Raw genomic sequence first — 6,280 nt, forward strand, 5'->3', positions numbered from 1 at the left:
GGGTCTGAAGCTCTCTGATCTTTTCTTGCGATGCCGTCTCCATCCTCTCGTTATGAAAATTCCCCTTCCCTCTCATCTGCCCTTCTCCCCTCATTTTGTATTCCTCCCGATCTCAAAAGCCCTCAGGTTCAGATCTCTGTGCTTCTCCTTCACCGAGGATCTGATCGCCCCCTCCCAGGCCTCGGCGGGGAGGTCGAGCCCCCGAGAGAGGGCTCCCAGAAGGACGATGTTTGCGGCCCTGACATCTCCAAGCTCCACCGCCCTCTCTGCGGCGTCGAAGTAGACGAGCCGCGGAAATGCCCTCCTCAATCGGTCGGCAACATCCTCCGGGTAGACTGCGGCCCCGGAGGATACGGTCACGGGGACGACGGCCTGAGCGCTGACCACGGCCAGGCCGCCGGGGGCGGCATAGTGGGCGTATCGGAGGGCCTCTATCTGCTCCAGGGCGCCGAGGACGTCGGCCGTCCCCTCGGGGACGGTGGGGCTGAACACCTCGGTCCCGTAGCGGACGTGGGCGATCACCGATCCGCCCCGCTGGGCCATCCCGTGGACCTCGTTCGTCTTGACCTGATATCCCGCCAGGATGGCGGCCCGGGCAGCGATCTCGCTCGCCAGAAGGATCCCCTGACCACCGACCCCCACCAGGACTACGCCCTTGGCGTCGCTCCCCACCATCACTTTCCCTCCTGAGATGATATGGCGCCGTGAGGGCAGACCTCCTGGCAGAGGCCGCACCCGCCACAGAGATGGATGTTGACCTCGGGCAGATCGCCGTCGAACTGGATGGCGGGGCACCCGAGGGATAGACACCTTTTGCACCCTTTGCACAGCTCAGGGTCTATTGTCCTCGCGGGGCCGACCCGGCTCCTCTCCCGCAGTGGACACGGGGCGAGGGAGACGATCAGGGACGGCTCCTCGGCCGCCAGCTCCTCGGAGATCGCCCTCTCCGTCGCCTCGAGGTGGTAAGGGTTGACCGTCAATACCCGCTCGACCCCGCAGGCTCTTCCGACGTCCTCAATCGAGATCGCCTTTGTATAATCCCCTCCCAGGGTCAAACCCGTCCCCGGATGGTCCTGATGGCCGGTCATGGCCGTGGTCCTGTTGTCCAAGACGATGATCGTCGATGTCCCCCGGTTGTAGACTATATCGATCAGCCCCGTGATCCCCGAGTGGAAGAAGGTCGAGTCGCCGACGACTCCCACCACCTTCCTCCTATCGCCGGCCTTGTCGAAGCCGTGGGCCATGGAGACCCCAGCTCCCATGCAGAGGATGATGTCCATCCGGTCCAGGGGCTTGAAGGCTGCCAGGCTGTAGCAGCCTATGTCCCCGGAGACGACGACGTCGTGCTTTCCCAGGGCGTAAAAGACCCCCCGGTGGGGGCAGCCGGGGCAGAGGACCGGCGGCCTTGCGGGAAGGCCTTCCGCAAACCTCTGATCCGGCGTCTTCGGCTCCTGCCCCTCCATCCGGGCCCTTGATGCGAGGAGGCGGGATACGGATAGCTCCCCCACCCCGGGGACGAACTCTCGGCCCTGGCAGTCGATCCCGAGGGACCTTATGTGTTCTTCGAGAAAGTCGTCCAGCTCCTCGACCACCAGGAGCCGGTCGACGCCCTCGGCGAACTCCCGGATGAGGCCGTCGGGGGAGGGGTAGGAGAGGCCGAGCTTCAGGACCGAGGCCTGTGGCCAGACCTCCCGGACGTACTGGTAGGCGATGGAGGAGGTGACTATCCCCAGGGATCGATCCTGAAGCTCGGTCCTGTTCGCCACCGAATTTTCTGCCTCCCGGGCCAGGAGGCCGAGCCGTCCTGCCACCTTCTCTTTCATCACCCTCCCCCAGACCGGTATGGGGACAAAGCGGGGCGGGTTCTTCTCGAGCCCGATCTCTCTATCAATCTCTTTTCGGTCACCCAGATCCACCAGGCTCCTCGAATGGCTCACCCTGGTCGTCGACCTGAGGATCACCGGGGTCTGATACCTCTCCGAGACCTCCATCGCCAGCTTGAAGAAGTCCTTCGCCTCCTGGCTGTCGGCCGGCTCGAAGACGGGGATTTTGGCAAACCGGGCGTAATGGCGGGTGTCCTGCTCGTTCTGGGACGAGTGCATCCCGGGGTCGTCGGCGACGCAGGCTACAAACCCGCCCTCGACGCCGATGTAGCTGAGGGTCATCAGGGGGTCTGCCGCCACGTTGAGGCCGACGTGCTTCATCGTCACCATCGAGCGGGCACCGGCACAGGAGGCGCCCGCCGCCACCTCGAAGGCCACCTTCTCGTTGGGGGACCATTCGGAATAAATATCTGATCTGTACCGGGCGACGTTCTCTAGAATTTCCGTAGACGGGGTGCCCGGGTAGCCCGTAGCCACCGTCACCCCCGCTTCATACGCCCCGCGAGCGATCGCCTCGTTGCCTGATAATAGCTCTCTCAAAGCCATCCTCCCTGGTCAAAAGAACGTCGACCTTCCGGCGTGAAGTTGAGATCTCCAATAATTGATGTCCCCAGCGCGCCATTGAATCGAACTTTTTCTCTCAGTTGTACAACCTCGTACATCAGTGAGCACGCATCGCCGATCGGGCTTTTGAGTTATAACCTTTCTGGTTATCGAATTTCTGAAGCCCTCGCTACAACAAACTATAAGACGACCCCGGGGCCTATCTCCGACGATGATCTTCCAGATCCTGGACGCAAACTACGTCCGCGACGGCGATGGACTTCCTGTGGTCCAGCTCTTCGGAACCAACCCCGAGGGGAAGCCGACGACGATCAGGGTCTCGGGATTTAGGCCCTACTTCTACGCCCGGGTGGACGAGAGGAGGATGGAAGGGGCGATCGAGGGGATCGGGGGCATGGGTCTGAAGGCCGAGGTGGTGGAGAGGTTTCGGCCCGTCGGCTACCAGGAGAGACCCCAAAAGATGCTGAAGGTCATCGCTCAAGATCCGAAGTCGGTGAGGACCTTCAGGGAGACGGTCCTCAACGTTCCGGGCGTCTTGGAGGTCTACGAGACCGACATTCTCTTCAAGAACCGGTTTCTCATCGACCGGGACCTGGGCGGGATGAGGTGGGCGGAGGTCAGCGAGGACGCGGTCGATGGCCCCGTCTCCTTCACCACCCTCAAGCCAGCCGGAGGAGAGGAGGAGAGATCGAGGGCGAACGCCCCCCTCCGCCATCTGGCCTTCGATATCGAGTGCCTCCCCCTCCACGGGGCGATGCCAAACCCGGAGAACTCGCCGGTGATCATGGTCAGCCTCGGATTTTATCCGCCTTACAGGGGGCATGAGGACCTGGTCCTGGTGGGAAGGGAGGTCGACTGCCCGAGGGGGGACGTCCTCTGCTGCCGGGGCGAGAGGGAGATGCTGGCTCGATTCGTCGAGATCGTCAGAGACTACGATCCCGACGTCATCGCGGGCTACAACTCGAACGAGTTCGACTTTCCCTACCTCGAGGAGAGGACGAAGAGGCTGAACCTCGAGGTCAGGGTGGGACGGGACAAAAGCCCCTGGCGGGTGAGGAAGATCGTGAACCAGACCAGGGTCGAGATCACGGGGAGGATCGTGGTTGACCTCCTCCCCCTGGTGAGGTCGTCGTTCAGCCTCAAGCGCTACACCCTCAGAAACGCGAGCCTGGAGCTTCTGGGGGTCGAGAAGCACGACGTCGAGCCGAAGGAGATGGAGGCGCTCTGGGCGAGCGAGGGCGATGAGTTCGCAAGGCTGGTAAGCTACTCCCGCCGCGACTCGTACTTAGCGCTCCACCTCCTACTCGACCTGAAGCTCCTCGACAAGTACATCGCCCTCGCCCAGACCAGCGGCGCCCTCCTCCAGGACGTCATCGACGGCGGCCAGACCGGGATGGTCGAGAACTTCCTCTTCCGGAAGTTCCGGGAGAGGAGACGGGTCATACCCCCAAAACCCGACGCCGACCTCTCTTCGACCAGGGCGGCCCAGAGCTTCGAGCTGAAGGGGGGCGCGGTCCTCGATCCGCAGAAGGGGCTGGTGGAGGACGTGGTGATCCTCGACTACCGGTCCCTATACCCCTCGATAATGATGGCCCACAACCTCTGCTATACGACGGTCGTCACCGACGAGCGGCCCCCCTCAGATGGGACGGTCAGGTCCCCCTCGGGCGGCGAGTTCGTCGAGCCCTCAATCTCGCCGGGGATCGTCCCCGGGGTCCTTCACGACCTCCTCGCCCAGAGGACCGATATCAAGCGCCGGATGAAGACCGCAAGCGACGAGGAGAGGACCCTCCTGGACGCCCAGCAGTACGCCCTCAAGATCCTCCTCAACTCATTTTACGGCTATTCGGGCTACGCCCGGGCTAGGCTCTACAGCCTGCCCCTGGCCAACGCCGTCACCAGCTTCGGCAGATCCAACATCCTGAACACGAAGGGGATGGTGGAGGAGATCGGCTCGATATACGTCAAGGATGGCGAGGCCCTACTCCCGGATGAGATGGTAGAGGTTGCAGGCGACTCGTTTCCCGCTGCCGGAGCCGAAAAGGTCAAGAGGTTCGACCTCGCGGTCGTCTACGGCGACACCGACAGCGTCTTCATAAGGCTCAAGCCCCACGGCGAGCGGGGAGCCAAGCCGAGCCTGCAGGAGGCGGAGCTGGTGGGTGGAAAGATCGCAAGAACGGTCACCTCGCGCCTCCCGCCGCCGATGGAGCTGGTCTTCGAGGCCTTCGCCCGTCGGGGCCTTTTTTTGGTCAAGAAGAGGTATGCCCTCTGGGTCTTCGAGAAGGTCGGCGAGGAGTGGCGCGATAAGATAAAGGTTCGCGGTATGGAGACGGTGAGAAGGGACTGGTGCGAGCTGACCAGCAAGACCCTGAACCGGTGTCTGGAGCTGGTCCTGCAGGAGGGGAAGGTCGACGAGGCGGTGGTGCTGGCAAAGTCTGCGATCGACCGCCTCCAGAAGCTCGACCTGCAGGAGGACCCCGAGATCCTCGACGACCTGATCCTCACCAGGAGGTACACCAAGAGCGCCTCCTCCTACAAGAACAAGCAGCCTCACGTCCAGCTGGCCGAGAAGATGAGGGCGAGGGGCGGCCCCGTCCCCTCGGTGGGCGACCGGGTCCCCTTCGTCATCGTCCGGGGCAGGGGGCTCTTCGTCGACCGGGCCGAGGACCCCTCCTACGTCCTCAAAAGCGACCTTTTGATCGATACCGACTACTACATCAATAAGCAGATCCTGCCGCCGCTCCTCCGCCTCCTCTCCCCCTTCGGCGTCTCAAGAGAGCAGCTCGTCTGCTGCCCCGAGCAGCAGAGGCTCTTCGACCTGGAGCCGATCCGGGCCGGGAGCGCGAAGGGGAGGTCCCCCTCCCCGCCGCCGGCCGGTGCCCCCGGGGAGGGCTCGGATCAAAAGTCCCTCTTCGACTTCTAGCCGTTGATCTTCTTGAGGAGCCAGGCCATGTTCGAGCCCAGGACTCTCATCGTCTCCAGCCCCTCCTTGTCCTCCAAAACGTCCCCCTTCGCCCACCCCATCCCCAGGTTCCAGTAGCTCGATCCGGGGACGATCATCTGGCTGATGAGGAAGAAGTGGTTGATCGAGTCGAAGGCGTGGATCGCCCCCGCCCTGCGGACGGCGACCACCGCCGCCCCCCCCTTCCGCCTGAAGAGATCATCGTTGGCCCGGGCGACGAATCCGGCCCGGTCGATGAGGGCCTTCATCTCCGCCGAGACGTCGGCGAAGTAGGTGGGCGAGGCCAGAATGATCCCGTCGGCCTCGATCATCTTCTCTATGCAGTCGTTGACTATGTCGTCGTCGACGGTGCACCGCAGGTCTTTCTTCTCGATGCAGCCCCTGCAGGCGGTGCACCCCCGGATCCTCTCGCCCGCGAGCTGCACCATCTCGGTCTCGATCCCCTCCCTCTCCAGCTCTTCAGCCACCCTTCTCGCGAGGATGGCAGTATTCCCATCCTTTCGGGCGCTCCCGTTGAAGGCCACGACTCTCATATCCATCTCCTCATGATTCTACTCTCCTCACGGATTTGGTCAAGCTTTAATATTTCGGGGTTTTTCCTTTTTCCTTTTCCGTTTCCCCTATTCTCCTTCACCGGCCGACTTCATCAACTTCGTAACCGGGTATATTGGCCCTTGAAGTCGGGCGAAGAGAAGTTGAGCGGGGAGAGGCCGGTGTCCCCGGAGGCGAAGGGAGAAGGCTCGGCCGGAGGATTAGGTCATCCCGGCCCCTCCTTCCCCTCCTCGGACTCGGAGAACTCGTCCAGCAGGGCCGAGAAGCGGGGGTCGTCCCGGATGAACTCGAAGTCGGGGTCCCGGCGCGCCCAATCCGC

General features: G+C 63.0%; 4 protein-coding genes. 1 reads left to right on the plus strand and 3 read right to left on the minus strand.

What is annotated here, in order from left to right; translation table 11 throughout:
- Nucleotides 1-90 precede the first annotated feature (90 nt).
- The gene (locus ACP5EL_RS06880; RefSeq protein ID WP_428401777.1) at nucleotides 91-675 is read right to left on the minus strand and encodes an indolepyruvate oxidoreductase subunit beta; all 585 of its coding nucleotides are present in this window, start codon (nucleotides 673-675) and stop codon (nucleotides 91-93) included.
- The gene (gene iorA, locus ACP5EL_RS06885) at nucleotides 675-2,423 is read right to left on the minus strand and encodes an indolepyruvate ferredoxin oxidoreductase subunit alpha (protein ID WP_428401778.1); all 1,749 of its coding nucleotides are present in this window, start codon (nucleotides 2,421-2,423) and stop codon (nucleotides 675-677) included. The genes ACP5EL_RS06880 and iorA overlap by 1 nt, the downstream gene beginning before the upstream one ends.
- 235 nt (nucleotides 2,424-2,658) lie before the next feature.
- Between iorA and ACP5EL_RS06890 the strand changes: the two genes are divergently transcribed.
- Complete coding sequence (locus ACP5EL_RS06890) at nucleotides 2,659-5,370, plus strand: DNA-directed DNA polymerase (protein ID WP_428401779.1); 2,712 nt, start codon at nucleotides 2,659-2,661, stop codon at nucleotides 5,368-5,370.
- On the opposite strand, the gene ACP5EL_RS06895 is transcribed toward ACP5EL_RS06890, so the two are convergent.
- Entirely contained in the window at nucleotides 5,367-5,942 is a 576-nt protein-coding gene (locus ACP5EL_RS06895) for a flavodoxin family protein (RefSeq protein WP_428401780.1), read from the minus strand. The genes ACP5EL_RS06890 and ACP5EL_RS06895 overlap by 4 nt on opposite strands.
- Nucleotides 5,943-6,280 lie beyond the last annotated feature (338 nt).

Source organism: Methanocrinis sp. (assembly GCF_049974945.1).
Lineage (GTDB): Archaea > Halobacteriota > Methanosarcinia > Methanotrichales > Methanotrichaceae > Methanocrinis.